Source organism: Pseudorhodoferax soli (assembly GCF_003337555.1).
In the GTDB taxonomy this organism is placed as follows: domain Bacteria; phylum Pseudomonadota; class Gammaproteobacteria; order Burkholderiales; family Burkholderiaceae_C; genus Pseudorhodoferax; species Pseudorhodoferax soli.
Map to the genome: position 1 here is coordinate 319,587 of NZ_QPJK01000004.1, position 19,880 is coordinate 339,466.

Annotated in this window: 26 protein-coding genes and 1 tRNA gene; 1 reads left to right on the forward strand and 26 read right to left on the reverse strand. The window is 65.3% G+C overall.

Annotation, left to right across the window (positions count from 1 at the left end):
• Window positions 1–73: 73 nt before the first annotated feature.
• The 26 genes from DES41_RS16190 to DES41_RS16315 form a co-directional block, all read right to left on the reverse strand.
• Window positions 74–709 (reverse strand): PEP-CTERM sorting domain-containing protein, encoded by a 636-nt coding sequence (locus DES41_RS16190; protein WP_170168196.1) that lies wholly within the window; start codon window positions 707–709, stop codon window positions 74–76.
• Window positions 710–1,850: 1,141 nt separating this feature from the next.
• Window positions 1,851–1,927: transfer RNA gene (locus DES41_RS16195), tRNA-Met, on the reverse strand.
• A 25-nt stretch (window positions 1,928–1,952) separates the two neighbouring features.
• Window positions 1,953–2,354 carry a 50S ribosomal protein L17 gene (rplQ, locus tag DES41_RS16200; RefSeq protein ID WP_114468692.1) on the reverse strand — a complete coding sequence of 134 codons (402 nt, stop codon included), beginning with the start codon at window positions 2,352–2,354 and terminating at the stop codon, window positions 1,953–1,955.
• 67 nt (window positions 2,355–2,421) lie between these two features.
• Complete coding sequence (locus tag DES41_RS16205) at window positions 2,422–3,411, reverse strand: DNA-directed RNA polymerase subunit alpha (RefSeq protein WP_114468693.1); 990 nt, start codon at window positions 3,409–3,411, stop codon at window positions 2,422–2,424.
• A gap of 110 nt (window positions 3,412–3,521) precedes the next feature.
• Window positions 3,522–4,145, reverse strand: coding sequence for a 30S ribosomal protein S4 (rpsD, locus tag DES41_RS16210; protein ID WP_114468694.1), 624 nt, complete (start codon window positions 4,143–4,145; stop codon window positions 3,522–3,524).
• A gap of 97 nt (window positions 4,146–4,242) precedes the next feature.
• Window positions 4,243–4,647, reverse strand: a complete 405-nt coding sequence (rpsK, locus tag DES41_RS16215; RefSeq protein ID WP_114468695.1) for a 30S ribosomal protein S11 — start codon at window positions 4,645–4,647, stop codon at window positions 4,243–4,245.
• Between the two features lie 18 nt (window positions 4,648–4,665).
• Window positions 4,666–5,031 carry a 30S ribosomal protein S13 gene (gene rpsM, locus DES41_RS16220; protein ID WP_056671761.1) on the reverse strand — a complete coding sequence of 122 codons (366 nt, stop codon included), beginning with the start codon at window positions 5,029–5,031 and terminating at the stop codon, window positions 4,666–4,668.
• 19 nt (window positions 5,032–5,050) lie between these two features.
• Complete coding sequence (gene rpmJ, locus DES41_RS16225; protein ID WP_006297867.1) at window positions 5,051–5,164, reverse strand: 50S ribosomal protein L36; 114 nt, start codon at window positions 5,162–5,164, stop codon at window positions 5,051–5,053.
• Between the two features lie 125 nt (window positions 5,165–5,289).
• Window positions 5,290–6,609 carry a preprotein translocase subunit SecY gene (gene secY, locus DES41_RS16230; RefSeq protein ID WP_056897896.1) on the reverse strand — a complete coding sequence of 440 codons (1,320 nt, stop codon included), beginning with the start codon at window positions 6,607–6,609 and terminating at the stop codon, window positions 5,290–5,292.
• Window positions 6,610–6,638: 29 nt separating this feature from the next.
• Window positions 6,639–7,070 carry a 50S ribosomal protein L15 gene (gene rplO, locus DES41_RS16235; protein WP_114468696.1) on the reverse strand — a complete coding sequence of 144 codons (432 nt, stop codon included), beginning with the start codon at window positions 7,068–7,070 and terminating at the stop codon, window positions 6,639–6,641.
• Between the two features lie 11 nt (window positions 7,071–7,081).
• Entirely contained in the window at window positions 7,082–7,264 is a 183-nt protein-coding gene (gene rpmD, locus DES41_RS16240) for a 50S ribosomal protein L30 (RefSeq protein WP_056671752.1), read from the reverse strand.
• 14 nt (window positions 7,265–7,278) lie between these two features.
• The gene (gene rpsE, locus DES41_RS16245) at window positions 7,279–7,803 is read right to left on the reverse strand and encodes a 30S ribosomal protein S5 (RefSeq protein WP_114468697.1); all 525 of its coding nucleotides are present in this window, start codon (window positions 7,801–7,803) and stop codon (window positions 7,279–7,281) included.
• A gap of 17 nt (window positions 7,804–7,820) precedes the next feature.
• Complete coding sequence (gene rplR, locus DES41_RS16250; RefSeq protein ID WP_114469013.1) at window positions 7,821–8,186, reverse strand: 50S ribosomal protein L18; 366 nt, start codon at window positions 8,184–8,186, stop codon at window positions 7,821–7,823.
• An 11-nt stretch (window positions 8,187–8,197) separates the two neighbouring features.
• Window positions 8,198–8,731, reverse strand: a complete 534-nt coding sequence (gene rplF / locus DES41_RS16255) for a 50S ribosomal protein L6 (RefSeq protein WP_114468698.1) — start codon at window positions 8,729–8,731, stop codon at window positions 8,198–8,200.
• A gap of 24 nt (window positions 8,732–8,755) precedes the next feature.
• On the reverse strand, window positions 8,756–9,151 hold the full coding sequence (gene rpsH / locus DES41_RS16260) for a 30S ribosomal protein S8 (RefSeq protein ID WP_056671743.1): 396 nt from the start codon (window positions 9,149–9,151) through the stop codon (window positions 8,756–8,758).
• 18 nt (window positions 9,152–9,169) lie between these two features.
• The gene (gene rpsN, locus DES41_RS16265; protein ID WP_114468699.1) at window positions 9,170–9,475 is read right to left on the reverse strand and encodes a 30S ribosomal protein S14; all 306 of its coding nucleotides are present in this window, start codon (window positions 9,473–9,475) and stop codon (window positions 9,170–9,172) included.
• A 10-nt stretch (window positions 9,476–9,485) separates the two neighbouring features.
• Window positions 9,486–10,025, reverse strand: a complete 540-nt coding sequence (gene rplE / locus DES41_RS16270) for a 50S ribosomal protein L5 (protein ID WP_114469014.1) — start codon at window positions 10,023–10,025, stop codon at window positions 9,486–9,488.
• Window positions 10,026–10,027: 2 nt separating this feature from the next.
• Window positions 10,028–10,351 (reverse strand): 50S ribosomal protein L24, encoded by a 324-nt coding sequence (gene rplX / locus DES41_RS16275; protein WP_114468700.1) that lies wholly within the window; start codon window positions 10,349–10,351, stop codon window positions 10,028–10,030.
• Between the two features lie 9 nt (window positions 10,352–10,360).
• Entirely contained in the window at window positions 10,361–10,729 is a 369-nt protein-coding gene (gene rplN, locus DES41_RS16280) for a 50S ribosomal protein L14 (RefSeq protein ID WP_114468701.1), read from the reverse strand.
• 201 nt (window positions 10,730–10,930) lie between these two features.
• Complete coding sequence (locus DES41_RS16285; protein ID WP_114468702.1) at window positions 10,931–12,532, reverse strand: glycerol-3-phosphate dehydrogenase/oxidase; 1,602 nt, start codon at window positions 12,530–12,532, stop codon at window positions 10,931–10,933.
• 87 nt (window positions 12,533–12,619) lie between these two features.
• Window positions 12,620–14,350: an ABC transporter substrate-binding protein gene (locus tag DES41_RS16290; RefSeq protein ID WP_114468703.1), complete on the reverse strand. Its 1,731-nt coding sequence runs from the start codon at window positions 14,348–14,350 to the stop codon at window positions 12,620–12,622.
• 76 nt (window positions 14,351–14,426) lie between these two features.
• Window positions 14,427–14,735, reverse strand: coding sequence for a DUF2160 domain-containing protein (locus DES41_RS16295; RefSeq protein WP_114468704.1), 309 nt, complete (start codon window positions 14,733–14,735; stop codon window positions 14,427–14,429).
• Window positions 14,735–15,547 (reverse strand): carbohydrate ABC transporter permease, encoded by an 813-nt coding sequence (locus DES41_RS16300; RefSeq protein WP_114468705.1) that lies wholly within the window; start codon window positions 15,545–15,547, stop codon window positions 14,735–14,737. Before DES41_RS16300 ends, DES41_RS16295 begins: the two co-directional genes overlap by 1 nt.
• Window positions 15,540–16,427: a carbohydrate ABC transporter permease gene (locus DES41_RS16305; RefSeq protein ID WP_114468706.1), complete on the reverse strand. Its 888-nt coding sequence runs from the start codon at window positions 16,425–16,427 to the stop codon at window positions 15,540–15,542. The genes DES41_RS16300 and DES41_RS16305 overlap by 8 nt, the downstream gene beginning before the upstream one ends.
• The gene (locus DES41_RS16310) at window positions 16,424–17,512 is read right to left on the reverse strand and encodes an ABC transporter ATP-binding protein (protein WP_114468707.1); all 1,089 of its coding nucleotides are present in this window, start codon (window positions 17,510–17,512) and stop codon (window positions 16,424–16,426) included. Before DES41_RS16310 ends, DES41_RS16305 begins: the two co-directional genes overlap by 4 nt.
• The gene (locus DES41_RS16315) at window positions 17,512–18,588 is read right to left on the reverse strand and encodes an ABC transporter ATP-binding protein (protein WP_114468708.1); all 1,077 of its coding nucleotides are present in this window, start codon (window positions 18,586–18,588) and stop codon (window positions 17,512–17,514) included. The genes DES41_RS16310 and DES41_RS16315 overlap by 1 nt, the downstream gene beginning before the upstream one ends.
• Window positions 18,589–18,760: 172 nt before the next feature.
• Between DES41_RS16315 and DES41_RS16320 the strand changes: the two genes are divergently transcribed.
• Complete coding sequence (locus tag DES41_RS16320; protein WP_114468709.1) at window positions 18,761–19,525, forward strand: DeoR/GlpR family DNA-binding transcription regulator; 765 nt, start codon at window positions 18,761–18,763, stop codon at window positions 19,523–19,525.
• The last annotated feature ends 355 nt before the right edge of the window (window positions 19,526–19,880 follow it).

Genomic DNA, 19,880 nt, shown 5'->3' on the forward strand with positions numbered 1-19,880 from the left:
TTGGCGCGGGGGCAGCGACGGCGCCCCCGCGCCAGTTCAACGGTGCACGGCCTCGCCGTGCGCACCGGCGGGATCAGGCCCGGTCCGTGGCCTTGCGGCGGCGCGATGCCCATCCCAGGGCGAGTAGGCCGACGCCGCCCAGGACCAGCGCGCTCGGCTCGGGCACCTCGCCCGCATCCGCGGGCACGGCCTGGAGCAGATCCTGGTGGTCTTCGGAGACCCACGAGATCAACCTGTACCGATCCTGCTGGTAGGGATCGGTGCCGTTGTGCACCTCGTCCAGCATCATCAGGGCCTTGGCGCCTGCGCCCGACACGCCGGTGACGAAGCCATCCGCATCGGCCTGACCGAGCAGATCCCACAGCGCCACCTGGAAGCCGACGGCATTGACCGCACTGGTGAGGGAGCTGCTGTAGAAGCGGTCGTACAGTTCCTGCACGTCGGCATTGGCGGCGAAGCTGATACGGCTGTAGTTCTGTTCGCCGACCTGGTCGACCGACTCCATCAACTGCAGACAGTAGGCGACGAAGCTGTCGAAAGGCGCGCCGACGGCGGGCACGGTCGTGTTGGTGACGCTCCATTGCGCCACTTCACCCTGGTAGCCAGGTGCCGAGGCCACGGTCGTGTAGCCATTGTTGACGTCGACCTTCAGGACATCAGCCTGGACAGCGCCTGCCATCCCCGCCAGGGCCAACGCGGCGAGCAGCATTCTTGGGCGAAATTTCATAGGTTCCTCTTACTTTTGTTGGATTCACGACGGAGCGTGAAGCGGAGGTAACCGCCACGGCTCCGGATCGGCGATCAGCGCCGCCTCCCCCACGACCCCGGCGCTGACTGAGATATGCAATTACTGCACACACTTTATTGGCCTTTGAGAGGATGTGGAGTTTGTCATTGTTTGCACACGATCGATGCATTTTGCATCCAGTATGCACGGGGTAATTTGTTTCAATTTGCGTGCAAGGGGTGCGAATGGCGGTGCCAGGCGCTGCCGGTACGGGGTTTTTGGGTGGGTATGTGTCTCGCAACGGCGCTGTAGCGCTCTGCGCTGGGTGCGGCTGACCGCACCATTGGATGAACGCATTGCGCTGCGCAGTTCCAATGCAGGCTGTGGCACTTGCTCTCGGTCTCGCGCGCTCTGGCTTGAACAGCCACGGGATGCGCCAGGCTGCCGCGCGTGCGCGTTGAAGACCCATTCGCGCCGGCCACCTGCGGCAGCGGCCAGAAACGGTACAGAGCCCGTCAAGGGCCTCAGCCCTGAGGACGCTCGTACACCCGGACCGATGGCTTCCGCATGCAGTCCTGCGCGTCGCGCAGTGGCGTAGCACACCATCCGCTCCGCTGTGCAATGCGCCACCGCGGCGCTTTCGCGTGCCGGGTGGTGCTATGCCTTGACCGCACCGCGGACCCGGTCAGACGCGTTGAATTTGCGGCACCCGCATCCCGCGCCGCGCAAGCCGAGGGCGCAGCTTGTCCAGGATCGCGCAGCCGCAAGGCATGACGTCGACACACCGACCGGCGATCCACACGCCTTGCGGGCTGGCCCGCTCGCGAAGGCATCGCGGTGCCTACTGATGAGGCCTCGAAGACCTCAGCCGGCGATCAGGCCTCCGCCTGGCCGAACAACGCACCGGCCAGCTTCGGTCAGGCCCATCCTCTTGGGCAAGACAGCCGTCAGGGCGCTCTTGCGCTCGTCCAAGAATGTATTGCGACGTCACCCAGTGCCCGCACCAACCAACCCACCTCGCGACGCCACAGACTTTCGCCAGGCGCCGCGACACAGCCCGCCCAGAAACGACGAAGCCCGCTAAAAGCGGGCTTCGTAAGTGCTGTTTGCTAGCACTTTATGTTGGTTGCGCGAGAAGGATTTGAACCTCCGACCTTTGGGTTATGAGCCCAACGAGCTACCAGACTGCTCCATCGCGCGGCAAGACAGCAAGTATAGCGTATTTTTACGCTTTGGTCTCTTCCGTGGAAGAAACTTCTTCAGAAACTTCAGCGCGGTCCACGAGCTCGACCAGCGCCATGGGCGCGTTGTCGCCGACGCGGAAACCCATCTTCAGGATGCGCGTGTAACCACCGGGACGTGCCTTGAAGCGCGGGCCCAGCACATCGAACAGCTTGACGACGCTGTCGCGGCTGCGCAGGCGGTCGAACGCCAGGCGGCGGTTCGCGACCGTGGCTTCCTTGGCCAACGTGATCATGGGCTCGACGACGCGGCGCAGTTCCTTGGCCTTGGGGACCGTGGTCTTGATGGCTTCGTGCTCGATGAGCGAATTCATCATGTTGCGCAGCATCGCCAGGCGGTGCGAGCTGGTGCGGTTGAGTTTGCGGAGTCCGTGTCCGTGACGCATGGTGATTTCCTTTCTTTATCGATCAGGGCGGCCGTGTCAGGTACCGCCCGTTCACCAGGTTGAAAAATTAACGCTTGTCCAGGCCTGCGGGCGGCCAGCTTTCCAGCTTCATGCCCAGGGTCAGGCCACGCGAAGCCAGCACTTCCTTGATTTCGTTCAAGGACTTGCGGCCCAGGTTCGGGGTCTTCAGCAGCTCGTTCTCCGTGCGCTGGATCAGATCGCCGATGTAGTAGATGTTTTCGGCCTTCAGGCAGTTGGCCGAACGCACGGTCAGTTCGAGTTCGTCGACAGGGCGCAGCAGGATCGGGTCGAACTGCGCATTGCCGCGCGGTGCCGGTGCGTCGAACGCAGCCAGCTCGCTGCCTTCCAGCTGTGCGAACACAGCCAGTTGCTCGACCAGGATCTTGGCCGAGGCGCGCACGGCGTCTTCGGCGGTGATGGCACCGTTGGTCTCGATCTCGACGACCAGCTTGTCCAGGTCGGTACGCTGTTCCACACGGGCGCTCTCGACCGTGTAGCTCACGCGCTTGACGGGCGAGAACGAGGCGTCCAGCACAATGCGGCCGATCGACTTGGTCTGCTCGTCGCCATGGCGGCGCATGCTGCCCGGCACGTAGCCGCGGCCCTTTTCAACCTTGATTTGCATGTCCAGCTTGCCGCCTTGCGACAGCGTGGCGATGACATGCTCAGGGTTGATGATCTCGACGTCGTGGGGCGTCTGGATGTCGGCAGCCGTGACAAGGCCGTCGCCGTCCTTGCGCAGGCTCAGCGTGACTTCGTCGCGGTTGTGCAGCTTGAACACCACGCCCTTGAGGTTCAGCAGGATGTTGACCACATCCTCCTGGACACCGTCGATGGACGAGTACTCGTGCAGCACGCCGGCGATCGTGACTTCCGTTGCCGAATAGCCCACCATCGAGGACAGCAGGACTCGGCGCAGCGCGTTGCCCAGCGTGTGACCGTAGCCGCGCTCGAACGGCTCCAAAGCAACTTTGGCCCGGTTCGGGCCAAGTTGCTCCACATTGATGGCTTTGGGTTTCAGCAGATTGGTTTGCATGCAGCTTCCTCTCAATACCCCCAGCTCGTTACACCGGTAAGGCTGGTGAAGTGCCTAGGCCCGCATGCGTGCGGGCCCAGGAATAACATCGCGAGATGGCGTCGCGCCGATCAGCGCGAATACAGTTCGACGATCAGCGATTCGTTGATGTCGGCGCCGAACTCGTCGCGGTCCGGCGTCTTCTTGAAGGTGCCTTCGGCCTTGTCCAGGCTGACTTCCACCCAAGCCGGGATCCCGACTTGCTGGGCCAGTTGCAGCGCTTCGACGATGCGGTTCTGCTTCTTGGACTTCTCGCGCACGGCGACCACGTCACCGACCTTGACCGAGTAGGAAGCGATGTTCACGCTCTTGCCATTCACGGTGATGGCCTTGTGCGAGACCAGCTGGCGTGCTTCAGCGCGCGTGGAACCGAAGCCCATGCGGTAGACCACGTTGTCCAGGCGCGATTCCAGCAGCGACAGCAGGTTGGCGCCGGTGTTGCCACGGCGACGGTCGGCTTCTTCGAAGTAGCGGCGGAACTGCTTCTCGAGCACGCCGTACATGCGCTTGACCTTCTGCTTCTCGCGCAGCTGCAGACCGTAGTCGCTGGTGCGGGCGCCGGAGGTGCGGCCATGCTGGCCGGGCTTGGAGTCGAACTTGGCCTTGTCGCTGATCGAGCGGCGGGCGCTCTTCAGGAACAGGTCGGTGCCTTCGCGGCGGGAAAGTTTGGCCTTGGGGCCGAGATAGCGTGCCACTTGGTGTGTCCTTTGAATCAACTGCTGCGGCGCAACGCCGCAGGAGCCGCCGGTCAGTTGCCGACGGCGGTGGGCTTATGAGAGGAGCGAGAAACGCTCAGATGCGGCGGCGCTTTTGCGGGCGGCAGCCGTTGTGCGGGACCGGCGTCACGTCGGAGATCGACGTGATGCGGATGCCCAGCGCACCGAGTGCACGAACCGACGACTCGCGACCGGGGCCAGGGCCCTTGATCTCGACATCCAGGTTCTTGATGCCCTGCTCCATCGCAGCACGGCCAGCCACTTCGGACGCCACCTGAGCAGCGAACGGCGTGGACTTGCGCGAGCCCTTGAAGCCTTGGCCACCCGACGATGCCCACGACAGGGCGTTGCCCTGACGATCGGTGATCGTGATGATGGTGTTGTTGAACGAGGCATGCACGTGCGCAACTCCGTCGGAGACGTTCTTGCGGACCTTCTTGCGCACGCGCTGGGCGGCGTTGTTCGACGGAGCTTTAGCCATGGTGATCTCTCAATCTCTTTACTTCTTCAGGGCCTGAGCGGCCTTGCGCGGACCCTTGCGGGTACGGGCGTTGGTGCGCGTACGCTGGCCGCGCATGGGCAGGCCGCGGCGATGGCGGAAGCCGCGGTAGCAGCCGATGTCCATCAGGCGCTTGATGTTCATCGTCGTTTCACGGCGCAGGTCACCCTCGATCGTGAATGCGGCGATCTGGTCGCGGATCTTTTCCAGATCAGCGTCCGTCAGGTCCTTGACCTTCTTCGCGTAGTCGATGCCACAGGCTTCGCAGATCTGGCGCGCGCGGGTGCGGCCGATGCCGAAAATCGCGGTCAGGCCAATCTCGGCGTGCTTGTGCGGCGGAATGTTGATACCAGCAATACGTGCCATAACGTCCTCTTAAATCTGGTCAGCCTTGGCGCTGCTTGTGACGCGGATCGGTGCAGATCACGCGGACCACGCCGTTGCGACGGATGATCTTGCAGTTGCGGCAGATTTTCTTGACCGAAGCCGAAACTCTCATAACTCTCTCCTAAAACTGTTTAGCCATTCAACCCATTGGCGCGCAACACTCTGCGCGCATGCGACAGGTCGTAAGGCGTCAATTCGACCGTCACCTCTGGCGTCGCATCTTGCGACCGACCCATCTCAACCGCCCTTGAAGTTCGCCTTCTTGAGCAACGACTCATACTGCTGCGACATCATGTAGTTCTGCACCTGGGCCATGAAGTCCATGGTGACGACCACGATGATCAGCAGCGATGTCCCACCGAAGTAGAACGGAACGTTGTACTTCAGGATCAGGAACTCCGGCAGCAGGCAGACGAAGGTGATGTAAATCGCACCAGCCAACGTCAGCCGCAGCAGGATCTTGTCGATGTAGCGCGCGGTCTGCTCACCCGGGCGGATACCCGGAATGAACGCGCCGCTCTTCTTCAGGTTGTCCGCCGTCTCACGGCTGTTGAACACCAACGCCGTGTAGAAGAAACAGAAGAACACGATCGCTGCGGCGTAGAACATCACGTAGATCGGCTGGCCGGGGCTCAGCGTCGCAGCGGCATCGCGCAGCAGACGGGAGAACCAGCCTTCGCCACCCGAACTCATCCAGCCCACCACCGTCGCCGGCAGCAGGATGATGGACGACGCGAAGATCGGCGGGATCACGCCAGCCATGTTCAGCTTCAGGGGCAGATGGGACGATTGCCCGCCATACACCTTGTTGCCGACCTGGCGCCGCGCATAGTTCACGAGGATCTTGCGCTGCCCACGTTCCACGAACACCACGAAGTAGGTGACCAGAGCCACGACCACCACGATGATCAGCGCCACGATGATGCTCATCGCACCCGTGCGCACCAGTTCGAGCAGGCCGCCGATGGAACTCGGCAGCCCGGCCGCGATGCCGGCAAAGATCAGGATCGAGATGCCGTTGCCCAGACCACGCTCGGTGATCTGCTCACCCAGCCACATCAGGAACATCGTGCCTGCCGTCAGGCTCACGACCGCCGTCATGCGGAAGCCGAAACCGGGCGAAATCACCAGGCCAGCGGAGCTTTCCAGCGCGACCGCGATCGACAGCGACTGGAACAGGGCCAGCGCCAGCGTGCCATAGCGCGTGAACTGCGTGATCTTGCGACGACCGGCCTCGCCTTCCTTCTTCAGTTGCTCGAAGGTCGGCACGACGTAGGTCGCCAGTTGCATGATGATCGACGCCGAGATGTACGGCATGATCCCCAACGCGAACACGGTGAAGCGCGACAGCGCTCCGCCCGAGAACATGTTGAACAGGTTCAGGATGCCGCCCTGCTGGCCGCTGAACAACTGACGCAGCTGATCCGGGTTGATGCCCGGCACCGGGATGTGCGCCCCGATGCGGTAGACGACCAGCGCCAGCAGCAAGAAGACCAGCCGGCGACGCAGGTCGCCGAACTTGCCCGTCTTTGCGATGTTTGCCGTACTAGTGGCCACCAGGCGAATCCTCGTTCACGACCTGTGGATCAGGCCAGGCTGCCGCCGGCTGCTTCGATCGCAGCCTTGGCAGATGCGGTGGCGCCAATGCCGGTCAGCTTCACGGCCAGCGTGAGCTTGCCCGTGCTGATGACCTTGACGACCTTGGCTTGCTGACCGATCAGGCCGGCTTGCTTCAGCGTCAGCGCGTCGACTTCGGCGGCACCCAGCTTTTCCAGCGCGGCGAGGGTGACCTCGGCGTTGAATTGCAGCAGGTGCGACTTGAAGCCACGCTTGGGCAGGCGACGGTGCATGGGCATTTGACCGCCCTCGAAGCCGACCTTGTGGTAGCCGCCGGAACGCGACTTCTGGCCCTTGTGACCGCGGCCTGCGGTCTTGCCCAGGCCGGAGCCGATGCCACGGCCGACACGGCGCTTGGCATGCTTGGCGCCAGCGGCGGGTTGGATGCTGTTGAGTTCCATCGTCGTTCCTCTTACAGGACCTTCACCAGGTAGGCGATCTTGTTGATCATGCCGCGCACTTCAGGAGAGTCCTTCAGTTCGCTCACGCTGTTGAGCTTGCGCAGACCCAGGCCACGCACGGTGGCGCGGTGGGATTCCTTGGTGCCAATGGGGCTGCGCACCAGTTGCACCTTGACGGTTTGTTCGGTAGACATGTTCAGTCCCTCGCTCAGCCGAAGATCTCTTCGACCGTCTTGCCACGCTTTGCAGCAACGTTGCCCGGCGTGGTGGAGTTGCGCAGCGCGTCCAGCGTTGCACGCACCATGTTGTACGGGTTGGACGAGCCATGGCTCTTGGCCACGACGTCGGTGATGCCCAGCACTTCGAAGACGGCGCGCATCGGGCCGCCGGCGATGATGCCGGTACCCTTGGGAGCCGGGCTCATCATGACGCGTGCGGCGCCATGGTGGCCGTGCACCGTGTGGAACACGGTACCGTTCTTCAGCGTGACCTTGACCATGTTGCGACGGGCTTCGTCCATCGCCTTCTGCACGGCAGCAGGCACTTCCTTGGACTTGCCCTTGCCCATGCCGACGCGGCCGTCGCCGTCGCCAACCACGGTCAGTGCGGCGAAACCGAGGATACGGCCACCCTTCACCACCTTGGTGACGCGGTTGACCGCGATCATCTTCTCGCGCAGGCCGTCCTCAGGCCCTTCAGCCTTGCCCTGCATCTTCCCTTGCATTCTTGCCATGATGGATTCCGATCTCTTTAGAACTGCAAGCCGGCTTCACGGGCTGCGTCGGCCAGAGCCTTGACGCGGCCGTGGTAGGCGAAGCCGGAGCGGTCGAAGGCGACCTTCTCGACGCCAGCAGCCTTGGCCTTCTCGGCGATGCGCTTGCCGATCACCGTGGCAGCGGCGGCATTGCCACCCTTGCCAGAGGCGCCCAGTTCCTTGCGCACGTCGGCTTCCTGCGTGGAAGCAGAGGCCAGCACCTTGGCGCCGTCGCCGGAGATGACGCTGGCGTAGATGTGCAGATTGGTACGGTTCACGGTCAGGCGTGCAACACCTTGCGTGGCGATCCGGATACGGGTCTGACGCGCGCGGCGCAGACGTTGTTCTTTCTTGGTCAACATCATGCTGCCCCTTACTTCTTCTTCGTTTCCTTGATCGTGACCTTCTCGTCCGCGTAGCGGATGCCCTTGCCCTTGTAGGGCTCGGGCGGACGGATGGCACGAATCTCGGCTGCGATCTGGCCGACGCGTTGGCGGTCGGCACCCTTGATCACGATTTCCGTGGGAGCGGGCGTGGCCACCGTGATACCGGCGGGCATGTCCACATTGACGGGGTGCGAATAGCCAACGGCCAGGTTCAGCTTGGCGCCCTGGGCGGCGGCCTTGTAGCCCACGCCGATCAGGGTCAGCTTCTTCTCGAAGCCCTTGCTGACGCCGACGACCATGTTGTTCACCAGCTGACGCATGGTGCCGCTCATGGCATTGGCTTCGCGCGATTCGTCGATCGGCGTGAAGCTCAGCTTGCCGCCTTCGCTCTTGACCGTGACCAGGCGGTTCTGGGTCAGCGACAGCTGGCCGCCGGAACCCTTGACGCTGATCTGGTCGTCTTTGACCGCCACATCCACACCCGCGGGAATGGACACCGGCGCTTTACCTACTCGAGACATGTGCTCTTTCTCCTGGCTGCCGGTTTAGGCGACGTAGCAAAGAACTTCGCCACCCACACCGGATGCGCGCGCTTTGCGGTCGGTCATGACGCCCTTGGGCGTCGTCACGATGGCCACGCCCAGACCGTTCTGGACCTGGGGGATGGCGTCGTGGCCCTTGTAGACGCGCAGGCCGGGACGGCTCACGCGCTCGATGCGCTCGATCACAGGGCGACCGGCGTAGTACTTCAGTGCGATTTCCAGTTCGGACTTGTTGCCGTCCTGGACGACGCGGAAACCGTCGATGTAGCCCTCGTCCTTCAGGACCTGGGCGATGGCGATCTTCACTTTGGAAGAAGGCAGCGTCACCGTGGTCTTGGACACCATCTGCGCGTTGCGGATGCGGGTCAGCAGATCGGCGATCGGATCACTCATGCTCATTTCGAATCTCCTGCCTGCTTACCAGCTGGCCTTGGTCACGCCGGGGATGTCGCCCGCGAACGCGAGTTCGCGGATCTTGGCGCGTGCCAGGCCGAATTGACGGAAGGTGCCACGCGGGCGACCCGTGATTTCGCAGCGGTTGCGCTGGCGGGTGGGGTTCGCATTGCGCGGCAGCTTTTGCAGCGCCTGGCGAGCGGCATCGCGCTCTTCATCGCTGTGCTTGGCGCTGTTGGCGATGCCCTTCAGCTCGGCGTGCTTGGCTGCGTACTTGGCAACCAGACGGTCCCGCTTCAGTTCGCGTTCGATCAAAGCTTTTTTGGCCATGGATCTGTCCTCAGTTCTTGAACGGGAATTTGAAGCCGGCGAGCAGTGCCTTGCACTCTTCGTCGGTCTTGGCCGTCGTGGTGATGCTGATGTTCAGGCCGCGCAGGGCGTCGACCTTGTCGTACTCGATCTCGGGGAAGATGATCTGTTCTTTGACGCCGATGTTGTAGTTGCCACGGCCATCGAAGGCGCGGCCGCTGATACCACGGAAGTCACGCACGCGCGGCAGGGCCACGGTGACGAAGCGGTCCAGGAACTCGTACATCTTCACGCCGCGCAGCGTGACCATGGCACCGATGGCCTGGCCTTCGCGGATCTTGAAGCCGGCGATGGCCTTCTTGGCCTTGGTCACGACGGGCTTCTGGCCGGCGATCTTGGTCAGGTCGCCGACGGCGTTGTCCATGATCTTCTTGTCGGCGACGGCCTCGCTCACGCCCATGTTCAGCGTGATCTTGGTCAGGCGCGGGACCTGCATCGGCGACTTGTAGCCGAACTTGGCGGTCAGCTCGGGAGCGACCTTCTCGCGGTAGTGTTGTTGCAGTCGTGCCATGGTCATGCCACCTTGATTTCTTCGCCGCTGGACTTGAACACGCGGCTGCGCGTCTTGCCATCTGCGGACAGCTTGATGCCCACGCGGTCGGCCTTGCCAGTTGCGGCGTTGAAGATCGCCACGTTGGATTGGTGGATGGGCATGCCCTTTTCCACGATGCCGCCGGTGGTGCCCTTCATGGGGTTCGGCTTGACATGCTTCTTGACGAGGTTGATGCCCTCGACCAGCACATGCGAGTCGTCCGAACGCAGCAACACCTTGCCGCGCTTGCCCTTGTCGCGCCCGGTCAGCACGATCACTTCGTCGCCCTTGCGAATCTTGTTCATGGCGTCCTCTTACAGAACTTCAGGGGCCAGGGACACGATCTTCATGAACTTCTCGGTACGCAGTTCACGCGTCACGGGTCCGAAGATGCGGGTGCCGATGGGCTCCAGCTTGGAATTGAGCAGCACGGCGGCATTGCCGTCGAACTTGACGAGCGAGCCATCGCCGCGGCGGATGCCCTTGGCGGTGCGCACCACGACGGCGCTGTAGATCTCGCCCTTCTTGACGCGACCGCGGGGAGCGGCTTCCTTGATGCTCACCTTGATGATGTCGCCGACACTGGCGTAGCGGCGCTTGGAGCCGCCCAGCACCTTGATGCACAGGACGGACTTCGCACCCGTGTTGTCGGCCACGTCCAGCCGGGATTCAGTTTGGATCATTTAGCTATTCCCAACTTGTACCGGGAGGGCCGCGGCACCGGGACAACCCCGAACCTGCAACCCGCCTAGTCAGTCTTGGGCCCGTCGCTCACACCCCGAACCACTCGGAGCACTCGCGTTTGGGCAAGAAACTCATCGCCTTTTAAGGCGAAGCCCGCAATTATGTTGGCCCTGGCGCGCCATGTCAAGCGGGTGATGCGATCAGACCTGCGCGTCGGGCAGATAGGACTGCGCCAGGGCCTGGAAGGCTTCGGGTTCGGGGGCCGGGCAGCCCTCGTCCAGCAGGATGTCGGCAACCGGCCGGGCCAGCGCAGCGGCCTGGCGCGCATCCAGGAAAAGCAGGCGCACACGCCGGGCCAGCACATCTTCCACCGTGCGTGCGTACTCGTGGCGCGCGGCGAAGCGCACCATGGCCTCGCTCACGCCGGAGCCGAGCATGCGCTCACTTCCTGCCATAGATGCGACGGCCTGCCAGTCGCTGCCGTAGCCCTGGTGGCCCTGCGGTGCGCTCATCGGCGGGCGGTCCTGCGGCAGGCGGTCGTCGGCGCCGACCAGGCGCAGGCGCTGCGTGCGGCACGGGGCTTCGCCCGGCAGCAGCTGGCGTGCGTAGCATTGTTGCAACACGTCCTCCGCCATGGCCCGGTAGGTGGTCCATTTGCCGCCGGTCACGGTGACCAGGCCGCTGGCGCTGACCTGCACGGTGTGCTCGCGGCTGATCTTCTTGGTGGCGGCGTCGTCGCCAGAGGGCTTGACCAGCGGGCGCAGGCCGACCCAGCAACTCAGGATGTCGGTGCGCAGTGGTGGGCGGGCGAGGTAGCGCGCCGATTCGCCCAGGATGAAGTCCAGCTCTTCGGCGAACGGGCGCGGCTCGTAGGGCAGGTCCTGGCGCGGCGTGTCGGTCGTCCCGAGGATCAGCTTGCCGAGCCAGGGCACGGCGAACAGCACGCGCCCGTCGGCCGTTTTCGGCACCAGCAGTGCATGGTCGGTCGGCATGAAAGAGCGGTCGACCACGGCATGCACGCCCTGGCTGGGGGCCACGATCGGTGTGACCGGCCGCGCCAGGGCCTGGGCGTCCTGGGCCCGCAGCTGATCGACCCAGACCCCCGTGGCATTGACCACGCAGCCGGCGCGCACGGCATGCACGGCGCCGGTCTCGCGGTCCTCCAGCGTCAGGCCGACCACCTTGCCCCCCTCGTGCACCAGCCTCGTGGCCGCGCAATAGTTGATGGCCAGCGCCCCGTGCCGGGCCGCCGTGCGTGCCAGCGCCAGCGCCAGGCGCGCATCGTCGAACTGGCCGTCCCAGTACAGCACCCCGCCCTTGAGGCCCTGCGGCCGGATGTTCGGCAGGGCCGACAGCACGCCCCCGCGCGACAGGAAACGCGTGGAGCCCAGCCCCGCGTCGCCGGCCAGCAGGTCGTAGGCCTTGAGGCCGGCGCCATAGAACGGGCCTTCCCACAGCGCGTAGCAAGGCATCACGAAGGCCAGCGGCTGGGCCAGGTGCGGCGCGTTGTGCAACAGCGTGGTGCGCTCGTGCAGCGCCTCGCGCACCAGGCCCACGTTGCCCTGGGCCAGGTAACGCACACCGCCGTGCACGAGCTTGGTCGCGCGCGACGACGTGCCCTTGGCGAAGTCGTGCGACTCCACGAGCAGCGTGCGCAGGCCGCGCGAGGCCGCGTCCACGGCCACACCGAGGCCGGTGGCGCCACCGCCAACGATGGCGATGTCGAACGGCGGCGCAGCACCGAGCGCCGCGAACAGCGCGGCACGCTCGGTGGTTTGAGGAGAGGAAGGGTTGGAGCTCATCGGATGGTGGGGCCGCGCCCTGCGCTGGTGGCGCCGCACGGCCCTGGTGCGCGCCGCAACCACGATTGGCGGGCGGCGCGCGGCCGATTATCGAACCTTGCCATCCTTCCAGGCCTTGAGCAGCGTGTCGTAGGCGATGGTCTCGCCCTTGGGCTTCTCGTTGGCCAGCTTGGCCCACGGCGCGCCCTTGTCGGACAGCCACTTCTTGGGGTCTTCCTTCTTGTTGAGCTTGGGCGCGCACTTGGCCATGCCCGCGCGCTCCAGCCGGGCCATGACCTGGTCCATCTCCTCGGCCAGGGTGTCCATGGCCTGTTGCGGTGTCTTCTCGCCGGTGACGGCCACGGCCACGTTCTTCCACCACAGCTGGGCCAGCTTGGGGTAGTCGGGCACGTTGGTGCCGGTCGGCGTCCAGGCCACGCGCGCGGGGCTGCGGTAGAACTCGACCAGGCCGCCCAGCTTGGGCGCCATGTCGGTCATGGCCTGGCTGCGGATGTCGGACTCGCGGATCGGCGTCAGGCCGACGATGGTCTTCTTGAGCGAGGTGGTCTTGGCCGTCACGAACTGCGCGTAGAGCCAGGCGGCCGCCGTCCTGTCGGCGTCGTGCCCGCTGAAGAAGCTCCACGAGCCCACGTCCTGGTAGCCGTTCTGCATGCCCTGCTTCCAGTAGGGGCCGTTCGGGCCAGGCGCCATGCGCCACTTGGGCGTGCCGTCGGCGTTCACGACCGGCAGGCCCGGCTTGACCATGTCGGCCGTGAAGGCCGTGTACCAAAAGATCTGCTGCGCGATCTGGCCCTGGGCCGGCACCGGGCCGCTCTCGCCGAAGGTCATGCCCGTGGCCTCCTTGGGCGCGTACTTCTTCATCCAGTCCACGTACTTGGTCAGCGCATAGACGGCGGCCGGCGAGTTCGTGGCCCCGCCGCGCGAGACGGAGGCGCCCAGCGGCGTGCAGCCGTCGGCGCTGGCGCGGATGCCCCATTCGTCCACCGGCTTGCCGTTCGGGATGCCGATGTCGGCCGTACCGGCCATGGACAGCCAGGCGTCGGTGAAGCGCCAGCCCAGCGAGGGGTCCTTCTTGCCGTAGTCCATGTGGCCGTAGATCGGCTTGCCGTCGATGGTCTTCACGTCCTCGCTGAAGAAGGCCGCGATGTCCTCGTAGGCGCTCCAGTTCAGCGGCACGCCCAGGTCGTAGCCGTACTTGGCCTTGAACTTGTCCTTGAGGTCCTGGCGCGCGAACAGGTCGGCGCGGAACCAGTACAGGTTGGCGAACTGCTGGTCGGGCAACTGGTAGAGCTTGCCGTCCGGTGCGGTCGTGAAGCTGGTGCCGATGAAGTCCTTGATGTCCAGGCCGGGATTGGTCCACTCCTTGCCCGCACCGGCCATGTAGTCGGTCAGGTTCATCATCTTGCCGTAGCGGTAGTGCGTGCCGATCAGGTCCGAGTCGCTGACCCAGCCGTCGTAGATGCTCTTGCCCGACTGCATGGAGGTCTGCAGCTTCTCGACCACATCGCCTTCCTGGATCAGGTCGTGCTTGACCTTGATGCCGGTGATCTCCTCGAAGGCCTTGGCCAGCGTCTTGCTCTCGTACTCGTGCGTGGTGATGGTCTCGGAGACCACCGAGATCTCCTTGACGCCCTTGGACTGGAGCTTCTTGGCGGCGTCGATGAACCATTTCATCTCGGCCATCTGCTGCTCCTTGCTCAGGGTCGACGGCTGGAACTCGGCGTCGATCCACTTCTTCGCCTCGGCCTCGCCGGCCACGGCTTGGCCCATCACCGCGCAGGCGGCGGCGACGGCCAGGACGGAATATCGCAATTGCATGACTTGTCTCCTCATTGGACCCCCTGGCTCACACAACGCTCGGCTACCGGGGGCAGCAAGCCGAATCTTCGAAACCTCAACCCTTGCGCATCACCAGTGCCAGCAGCAGCATGGACGCGACGAAGCTGAACCAGACCGACGGCTCGGCCTCCAGGCCGAACCACTCGGCCAACTTGCCCGAGAGGCCGACGAAGGCCAGGTTCACATAGGCGGCAGACAGCAGGCCGATGAACAGCCGATCGCCGCGCGTGGTGGCGATCGGCAGGAAGCCGCGCCGCAGCGTGGTCGGCGACTTGAGCTCCCACAGCGTCATGCCCGCCAGCATCGCCACGATGCAACAGAAGAACACCGCGACCGGCAGCGTCCAGGCCATCCACTCGAACATCAGACTCTCCCCATCGCAAAACCTTTTGCGATGTAGTTGCGCACGAACCAGATCACGATGGCCCCCGGCACGATGGTCAGCACCCCGGCCGCGGCCAGCGTTGCCCAGTCCATGCCGGACGCGCTCACGGTGCGCGTCATCGTCGCCACGATGGGCTTGGCGTTCACGCTGGTCAGCGTGCGCGCCAGCAGCAGTTCGACCCAGCTGAACATGAAGCAGAAGAAGGCTGCGACGCCCACACCGGCCTTGATCAGCGGCAGGAAGATGGTCATGAAGAAGCGCGGGAAGGTGTAGCCGTCGATGTAGGCCGTCTCGTCGATCTCGCGCGGGATGCCGCTCATGAAGCCTTCCAGGATCCACACCGCCAGCGGCACGTTGAACAGCAGGTGCGCCAGCGCCACGGCCAGGTGCGTGTCCATGAGGCCCACCGTGGTGTAGAGCTGGAAGAACGGCAGCAGGAACACCGCCGGCGGCGTCATGCGGTTGGTCAGCAGCCAGAAGAACACATGCTTGTCGCCCAGGAAGCTGTAGCGCGAGAACGCGTAGGCCGCCGGCAGCGCGACCACCAGCGAGATCACCGTGTTGATGCCCACGTAGATCAGGCTGTTGATGTAGCCGCCGTACCAGGACGGATCGGTCAGGATGGTGCGGTAATTCGCCCAGGTGAACTCGCGCGGCACCAGCGAGAAGCTGGACAGGATTTCCGCGTTCGTCTTGAACGACATGTTCACCATCCAGTAGATGGGCACCAGCGCGAAGACCAGGTAGGCCCAGAGGAACAGCGTCCTCTTCTGGAACTTGCGTTCAGGCATGGGGCTCCTCCTTCTCCTCGGTGCCCACGCGCTGCATCCAGTTGTAGAGCATGAAGCACAGCAGCAGGATGATGAGGAAGTAGATCAGCGAGAAGGCCGCCGCGGGCCCGAGGTCGAACTGGCCCACGGCCTTCTGCGTGAGGTACTGGGAGAGAAAGGTGGTCGCGTTGCCGGGCCCGCCGCCGGTCAGCACGAAGGGCTCGGTGTAGATCATGAAGCTGTCCATGAAGCGCAGCAGCACCGCGATCATCAGCACGCCGCGCATCTTGGGCAGCTGGATGTAGCGGAACACCGCGAACTTGCTGGCGCCGTCGATGCGCGCGGCCTGGTAATAGGCGTCGGGGATGGAGCGCAGCCCTGCATAGCCCAGCAGCGCCACCAGCGGCGTCCAGTGCCACACGTCCATCAGCAGCACGGTGAACCAGGCGTGCGTGGCGTTGCCGGTGTAGCTGTAGTCGATGCCCAGGCCTTGCAGCGCCGCGCCCATGAGGCCGATGTCGGCCCGCCCGAAGATCTGCCAGATCGTGCCGACCACGTTCCACGGGATCAGCAACGACAGCGAGACGATCACCAGCACGGCCGACGCCTTCCAGCCCGTGGCCGGCATGGACAGCGCCAGCAGCACGCCCAGCGGCAACTCCACCAGCAGCACGGCCAGCGAGAAGCCCAGCTGGCGCGCCAGCGCGCCGTGGAGCTCCTCGTCGCGCATGACCGCGGCGAACCACTCCGTGCCGACGAACACGCGGCGCTCGGGCGAGATGATGTCCTGCACCGAGTAGTTCACCACCGTCATCAGCGGCACGATGGCGGAGAACGCGACGCAGACCAGCACCGGCAGCACGAGCAGCCAGGCCTTCTGGTTCACGGGCTTGATGGTCATGTTCCGACCTCCACAAGTTCCTCGTCGCGGTAGAAGCAGGTGTGCGTGCCCAATACCTGCAGCCAGACAGGCGCGCCCACCTGGGGCAGCACAGCATCGGGGCCGAGCCTGGCCTTGACGACCTGGCCCGTGGCGCCGCCTGCGCTGGCCGTGAGCATCACGTGCGTGCCCAGGTCCTGCAGCTTGTCGGCCGTGAACGGCAGCGCGCCGGCGGCTTCGGCCGCGGCCAGCCGCAGGTACTCGGGCCGCACACCCAGCTTCAAGGCGCCGCTGGGCAAACCCGGCGGCAGCGGCAGCGCACGGCCGGCGATCCGCAGCACGCCGCCCACCGCCTCGGCCGGCAGGAAGTTCATGCCCGGCGAGCCGATGAAGTTGCCGACGAAGGTGTGGCGCGGCCGCTCGAACAGCGCGGCGGCCGACCCGGTCTGCACGGCGCGCCCGCGTGTCATGACCACCACCTGCTCGGCGAACGTCAGCGCCTCGACCTGGTCGTGCGTGACATAGATCAGCGTGAGCTTGAGCTCGCGGTGGATCTGCTTGAGCTTGCGCCGCAGCTGCCATTTCAGGTGCGGATCGATCACCGTCAGCGGCTCGTCGAACAGCACGGCCGACACGTCTGGGCGCACCAGGCCGCGGCCCAGCGAGATCTTCTGCTTGGCATCGGCCGACAGGTTGGCCGCGCGCTGCTGCAGCTGGCCGCTCATCTCCAGCATCTCGGCGATCTGGCCCACGCGCTGGTCGATCTGCGCCTGCGGCACGTTGCGGTTGCGCAGCGGGAAGGCCAGGTTCTCGGCCACCGTCATGGTGTCGTAGACCACCGGGAACTGGAACACCTGGGCGATGTTGCGCTGCTGCGGCGTGGCGCGTGTCATGTCGCGCCCGTCGAACAGCACCGTGCCCTGCGAGGGCTGGAGCAGGCCCGAGATGATGTTGAGCATGGTCGTCTTGCCGCAGCCCGAGGGGCCGAGCAGGGCATAGGCGCCACCGTCCTCGAACACCATCTGCAGCGGCAGCAGCGCGTAGTCGCTGTCCTGCTGCGGGTCGGCGCGGTAGGCGTGCGCTAGGTCGAGCGCGATGCGGGCCATCAGCGCACGCCCTCGCGCCGCGCCGGTGCGCGCAGCAGTGCGCCCTGCGCATCGAACAGGTAGGCCTGCGCCGGGCTCAGGTGCAGCGTCAGCGCCGTGCCAAGTTCGAAGGCGTGCACACCCGTGAGCTGGGCCACCAGTTCACCCACCGGCGTTTCCACGTGCACGAAGGTGTCGGAGCCGGAGATTTCGGCCAACTCGACGCGGCCCGGCAAGGCCACATCGCCCGGCTGCGGCTGCAGGCGCAGCGCGTTGGCGCGCACACCGACCGTCAGCACACCTGCGGGCACGGTCGCGCCCTCCAGCGCCAGCACCGGGCCGCCCTGCAGCTGCACGCCGCCGGCCGTGGCCGTGCCCGCCACCAGGTTCATCGGCGGGTCGCTGAACGCACGCGCCACGCGCAGCGATTGCGGGCGGTGGAAGACCTCGGCCGTCGGCCCGTACTGCAACAGTTCGCCGGCATCGAGCACGGCGGTGTAGCCGCCCAGCAGCAGCGCCTCGCCGGGCTCGGTGGTGGCGTAGATGACGGTGGAGTCGCCGGCCGCGAACAGCGCGCCCAGTTCGTCGCGCAACTCCTCGCGCAGCTTGTAGTCGAGGTTCACGAGCGGCTCGTCCAGCAGCATCAGCGGCGCGGCCTTGGCCAGCGCGCGCGCCAACGCCACGCGCTGCTGCTGGCCACCCGACAGCTCGGCCGGGTAGCGGTCCAGGAACATCTCGATGTGCAGCTTGGCGGCCAGCGCCTGCACGCGCGCGGCGGTGTCGGGCGCGCCGCGCAGCTTGAGCGGCGAGGCGATGTTGCCCCGCACCGTCATCGAGGGATAGTTGATGAACTGCTGGTAGACCATGGCCACGTTGCGCTCGCGCACGGGCCGGCCCGTCACGTCGGCACCGTCGACCCGCACGGTGCCATGGCTGGGCATGTCCAGTCCGGCCATGATGCGCATCAGGCTGGTCTTGCCGGCCTGCGTGGCGCCCAGCAGCACGGTCACTGCGCCAGGCTGCGGCGCCAGGCTCATGGCATGCAGCCAGGTCTCGGGCCCGACCTTCTTGCTGATCTGCTCCAGCGACAACTGCATGCGGCGCGTCTCCTGTGCAAAGCGTGAAGTAATTCCGCCCTGCGTGTTCGATTTTGAGAATTATTGTTCGCATGCTTTGCGATTTACTCGGTGCAAACCCTCGAGAGCTTTCCTTTTTGTTCGCTTTAAAGTGCCCACCGTCCATGCCCGCTTGCACGCCTCCACCCCTTCCATGAGTCCGAATCCGCGCCAGATGCTGCTGCTGCAGGCCGTGCAGGCCCAGGGCTCGGCGATGCTGGACGAACTGGCCAGCACGCTGGGCGTGACGCTGCAGACCGTGCGCCGCGACGTGCAGCGCCTGGCCGACGAGGGCCTGCTGACGCGCTTCCACGGTGGCGTGCGCGTGCCCAGTTCCACCACCGAGAACATCGCGCACCAGCAGCGCACGACCCTGCATGCCGAGGGCAAGGCGCGCATCGCCCAGGCCGTGGCGCGCGAGGTGCCCAACGACTGCTCGCTGATCCTCAACATCGGCACCACCACCGAGGCCATCGCCCAGGCGCTGCTGCGCCACACCGGGCTGCGCGTGATCACCAACAACCTGAACGTGGCGCTGACCCTGTCGGCCAATCCGCAGTGCGAGGTGATCGTGGCCGGCGGCGTGCTGCGCGGGCGCGACCGCGGCGTGGTCGGCGAGGCCGCGATCGACTTCATCCGCCAGTTCAAGGTCGACATCGCGCTGGTCGGCATCTCAGGCATCGAGGCCGACGGCACGCTGCGCGACTACGACTACCGCGAGGTCAAGGTCTCGCAGGCCATCATGGCCCACGCCCGCGAGGTCTGGCTGGCCGCCGACCACAGCAAGTTCAACCGACCGGCCATGGTCGAGGTGGCGCGGCTGTCGGGCATCGACCGGCTGTTCACCGACGCGCCGGTGCCAGAGCCGTTTCCGGCCTTGCTGGACAAGGCACAGGTGCGCTGCCATGTGGCGGGTTGATGCACGCTTGTGTCGTGAGGCGATTCGTGCGCGGGACCGCGCCGACGGCGTACCCTGCTCCGCGAATGTCCCCCGCCCAGGGCCGCAGGCGGCCCGGGGCTCCTCCTTTATTTCGCTGCGCAGAGCACGCCATCGACGTGGTCTGGCAGTGCCGCGCCGGAACAGCCCGCACGACGCGAGGCTTCCAAGGTCGAGGGCATCGGGTGGCCTTCGCAGCGAAATAAAGGAGGAGGGACGCGCCCAGCGCGGACCGGGGGACATTCGCGGAGAAGGCTACCCGGTGGCCTCGGCCAGAGCGCAACATAGGCACGCGATCGGATGGCACGCGCCGCCCCATGAAGAACTGAACGGAGAC

Coding starts and splice junctions, on each gene's coding strand:
- DES41_RS16190 (WP_170168196.1), bottom strand. CDS start 709: ATGCTGCTCGCCGCGTTGGCCCTGGCGGGGATGGCAGGCGCTGTCCAG.
- rplQ (WP_114468692.1), bottom strand. CDS start 2,354: ATGCGTCACGGACACGGACTCCGCAAACTCAACCGCACCAGCTCGCAC.
- DES41_RS16205 (WP_114468693.1), bottom strand. CDS start 3,411: ATGCAAACCAATCTGCTGAAACCCAAAGCCATCAATGTGGAGCAACTT.
- rpsK (WP_114468695.1), bottom strand. CDS start 4,647: ATGGCTAAAGCTCCGTCGAACAACGCCGCCCAGCGCGTGCGCAAGAAG.
- rpsM (WP_056671761.1), bottom strand. CDS start 5,031: ATGGCACGTATTGCTGGTATCAACATTCCGCCGCACAAGCACGCCGAG.
- rpmJ (WP_006297867.1), bottom strand. CDS start 5,164: ATGAGAGTTTCGGCTTCGGTCAAGAAAATCTGCCGCAACTGCAAGATC.
- rplO (WP_114468696.1), bottom strand. CDS start 7,070: ATGGAACTCAACAGCATCCAACCCGCCGCTGGCGCCAAGCATGCCAAG.
- rpmD (WP_056671752.1), bottom strand. CDS start 7,264: ATGTCTACCGAACAAACCGTCAAGGTGCAACTGGTGCGCAGCCCCATT.
- rpsE (WP_114468697.1), bottom strand. CDS start 7,803: ATGGCAAGAATGCAAGGGAAGATGCAGGGCAAGGCTGAAGGGCCTGAG.
- rplR (WP_114469013.1), bottom strand. CDS start 8,186: ATGTTGACCAAGAAAGAACAACGTCTGCGCCGCGCGCGTCAGACCCGT.
- rplF (WP_114468698.1), bottom strand. CDS start 8,731: ATGTCTCGAGTAGGTAAAGCGCCGGTGTCCATTCCCGCGGGTGTGGAT.
- rpsH (WP_056671743.1), bottom strand. CDS start 9,151: ATGAGCATGAGTGATCCGATCGCCGATCTGCTGACCCGCATCCGCAAC.
- rpsN (WP_114468699.1), bottom strand. CDS start 9,475: ATGGCCAAAAAAGCTTTGATCGAACGCGAACTGAAGCGGGACCGTCTG.
- rplE (WP_114469014.1), bottom strand. CDS start 10,025: ATGGCACGACTGCAACAACACTACCGCGAGAAGGTCGCTCCCGAGCTG.
- rplX (WP_114468700.1), bottom strand. CDS start 10,351: ATGAACAAGATTCGCAAGGGCGACGAAGTGATCGTGCTGACCGGGCGC.
- rplN (WP_114468701.1), bottom strand. CDS start 10,729: ATGATCCAAACTGAATCCCGGCTGGACGTGGCCGACAACACGGGTGCG.
- DES41_RS16285 (WP_114468702.1), bottom strand. CDS start 12,532: ATGAGCTCCAACCCTTCCTCTCCTCAAACCACCGAGCGTGCCGCGCTG.
- DES41_RS16290 (WP_114468703.1), bottom strand. CDS start 14,350: ATGCAATTGCGATATTCCGTCCTGGCCGTCGCCGCCGCCTGCGCGGTG.
- DES41_RS16295 (WP_114468704.1), bottom strand. CDS start 14,735: ATGTTCGAGTGGATGGCCTGGACGCTGCCGGTCGCGGTGTTCTTCTGT.
- DES41_RS16300 (WP_114468705.1), bottom strand. CDS start 15,547: ATGCCTGAACGCAAGTTCCAGAAGAGGACGCTGTTCCTCTGGGCCTAC.
- DES41_RS16305 (WP_114468706.1), bottom strand. CDS start 16,427: ATGACCATCAAGCCCGTGAACCAGAAGGCCTGGCTGCTCGTGCTGCCG.
- DES41_RS16310 (WP_114468707.1), bottom strand. CDS start 17,512: ATGGCCCGCATCGCGCTCGACCTAGCGCACGCCTACCGCGCCGACCCG.
- DES41_RS16315 (WP_114468708.1), bottom strand. CDS start 18,588: ATGCAGTTGTCGCTGGAGCAGATCAGCAAGAAGGTCGGGCCCGAGACC.
- DES41_RS16320 (WP_114468709.1), top strand. CDS start 18,761: ATGAGTCCGAATCCGCGCCAGATGCTGCTGCTGCAGGCCGTGCAGGCC.